Consider the following 2,500-nt stretch of genomic DNA (forward strand, 5'->3'; position numbering starts at 1 on the left):
TTGGTTTGGTATGTGTTTGTTTTTGTTGCGGCGTCTTCGGCTTGGGCGTTCTTGCTGAGGGGTTTCGGCTCGCCGGTGGCGATGAGCTGAACGCAAAACGGCCCGCAGGCTTCGAGCCTTGCGGGCCGCTTTGTAATTTGGTTGCGGGGACAGGATTTGAACCTGTGACCTTCAGGTTATGAGCCTGACGAGCTACCGGGCTGCTCCACCCCGCGCCACCACCGCGATCGCGTTGTTGCGCTTGCGGTATTTGCGATCGCCGTTTTACCTGGCGATTGCGTATTCTGTATCCGCCAAATGAAAGGGCCGCTAGAGCGGCCCGGGATCCCTTGGCGGGCCTTTATGCATGACGCCCAAAAGTGTAGCGGTTTTGGGACTACGCCATGCATCGAACAAAGTAATGAGAAGATTTTCTCCATCCGCTTGGATGTGAGTTTTAACGTGCGTTTAGCAGACCTGGCAGCGACCTACTCTCCCGCGTCTTGAGACGAAGTACCATCAGCGCTGGAGCGTTTCACGGCCGAGTTCGGAATGGGATCGGGTGCAGCCGCTCCGCCATAACCACCAGGTCGGCAAAACGCACGTTATTCGAGAAGCTGTTTTGAGCGAATAGCCGATAGAGAGGAGCGAATAGGGAACCTATTTCTGCTTTCTCGGAGCTGTTCGCTGGTCTTTTGTGCCTTGGCTGTCCTCGCGATCTGCCCTTCGAAGCGAAGCTTCGCAAGGTCGACCGACCGTCGGCGCCGATGCGCCGCACCCACGTAGCGCCGCCCGAAGGGCGGAACAAGCGTGAGTGAGAACAAACCATTTGACTTCGTCAAATGGACATTAGGAATGAGAACGATCAAGCCGATCGAACTATTAGTACCGGTAAGCTTCAAGCGTTGCCGCTCTTCCACACCCGGCCTATCAACGTGGTCGTCTTCCACGGTTCTCAGGGAATACTCGTTTTAAGGTGGGTTTCCCGCTTAGATGCCTTCAGCGGTTATCCCGTCCGGATATAGCTACCCTGCTATGCGGCTGGCGCCACAACAGGTCCACCAGAGATCCGTCCATCCCGGTCCTCTCGTACTAGGGACAGATCCTTTCAATATTCCTACACCCACGGCAGATAGGGACCGAACTGTCTCACGACGTTCTGAACCCAACTCACGTACCGCTTTAAATGGCGAACAGCCATACCCTTGGGACCTGCTCCAGCCCCAGGATGCGATGAGTCGACATCGAGGTGCCAAACAACCCCGTCGATATGGACTCTTGGGGGTCATCAGCCTGTTATCCCCGGCGTACCTTTTATCCGTTGAGCGATGGCCCTTCCACGCGGGACCACCGGATCACTATGACCGACTTTCGTCTCTGCTCGACTTGTCAGTCTCGCAGTCAGGCAGGCTTATGCCATTGCACTCAGCGAACGATTTCCGACCGTTCTGAGCCCACCATCGCGCGCCTCCGTTACTCTTTAGGAGGCGACCGCCCCAGTCAAACTACCCACCATACATTGTCCCGGACCCGGATAACGGGCCGCGGTTAGACATCCATAGTAATAAGGGTGGTATTTCAAGGGTGGCTCCACCTGAGCTGGCGCCCAGGTTTCAAAGCCTACCACCTATCCTACACATGCCACTACGAATGCCAATGTAAAGCTATAGTAAAGGTGCACGGGGTCTTTCCGTCTAACCGCAGGAACCCCGCATCTTCACGGGGAATTCAATTTCACTGAGTCTATGCTGGAGACAGCGGGGAAGTCGTTACGCCATTCGTGCAGGTCGGAACTTACCCGACAAGGAATTTCGCTACCTTAGGACCGTTATAGTTACGGCCGCCGTTTACTGGGGCTTCGATTCAGAGCTTGCACCCCTCCTCTTAACCTTCCAGCACCGGGCAGGCGTCAGACCCTATACGTCGTCTTGCGACTTCGCAGAGCCCTGTGTTTTTGATAAACAGTCGCTACCCCCTGGTCTGTGCCACCCTCCTCTACTTGCGTAGAAAAGGGTCACGCTTCTTCCGAAGTTACGCGTGCAATTTGCCGAGTTCCTTCAGCATAGTTCTCTCAAGCGCCTTGGTATACTCTACCAGACCACCAGTGTCGGTTTCGGGTACGGTTTATAAGGAGGAGCTATTTCCTGGAACCACGCAGCAGCCCGTTCAATCCGATAAGATTGGACTACCTCAATGATCCGTCACTACCTCCAAGCCCACGAATATTAACGTGGTTCCCATCGACTACGCGTTTCCGCCTCGTCTTAGGGGCCGGCTAACCCTGCTCAGATTAGCTTTAAGCAGGAACCCTTGGTCTTTCGGCGGGGGAGTCTCTCACTCCCCTTACGTTACTCATGTCAGCATTCGCACTTCTGATACCTCCACCACCCCTCACGGGTATGGCTTCATCAGCTTACAGAACGCTCCGCTACCGCTCGTATTGCTACGAACCCTAAGCTTCGGTGTATGGCTTTAGCCCCGTTACATTTTCGGCGCAAAGACCCTTATTTAGACCAGTGAG

At 54.9% G+C, this 2,500-nt stretch carries 1 tRNA gene and 2 rRNA genes (1 of these 3 cut by a window edge); all 3 read right to left on the reverse strand.

The features are described from left to right. Positions 1-138: 138 nt before the first annotated feature. A tRNA-Met gene (locus tag C7I87_RS34630) sits at positions 139-215 on the reverse strand. Between the two features lie 239 nt (positions 216-454). Beyond that, positions 455-569 (reverse strand): 5S ribosomal RNA (rrf, locus tag C7I87_RS34635). 271 nt (positions 570-840) lie between these two features. Continuing rightward, positions 841-2,500: ribosomal RNA gene (locus C7I87_RS34640) — 23S ribosomal RNA — on the reverse strand (it continues 1,197 nt past the right edge of the window).

Origin of the sequence: Mesorhizobium sp. SARCC-RB16n, assembly GCF_008520305.1 — a bacterium.
In the GTDB taxonomy this organism is placed as follows: domain Bacteria; phylum Pseudomonadota; class Alphaproteobacteria; order Rhizobiales; family Rhizobiaceae; genus Mesorhizobium.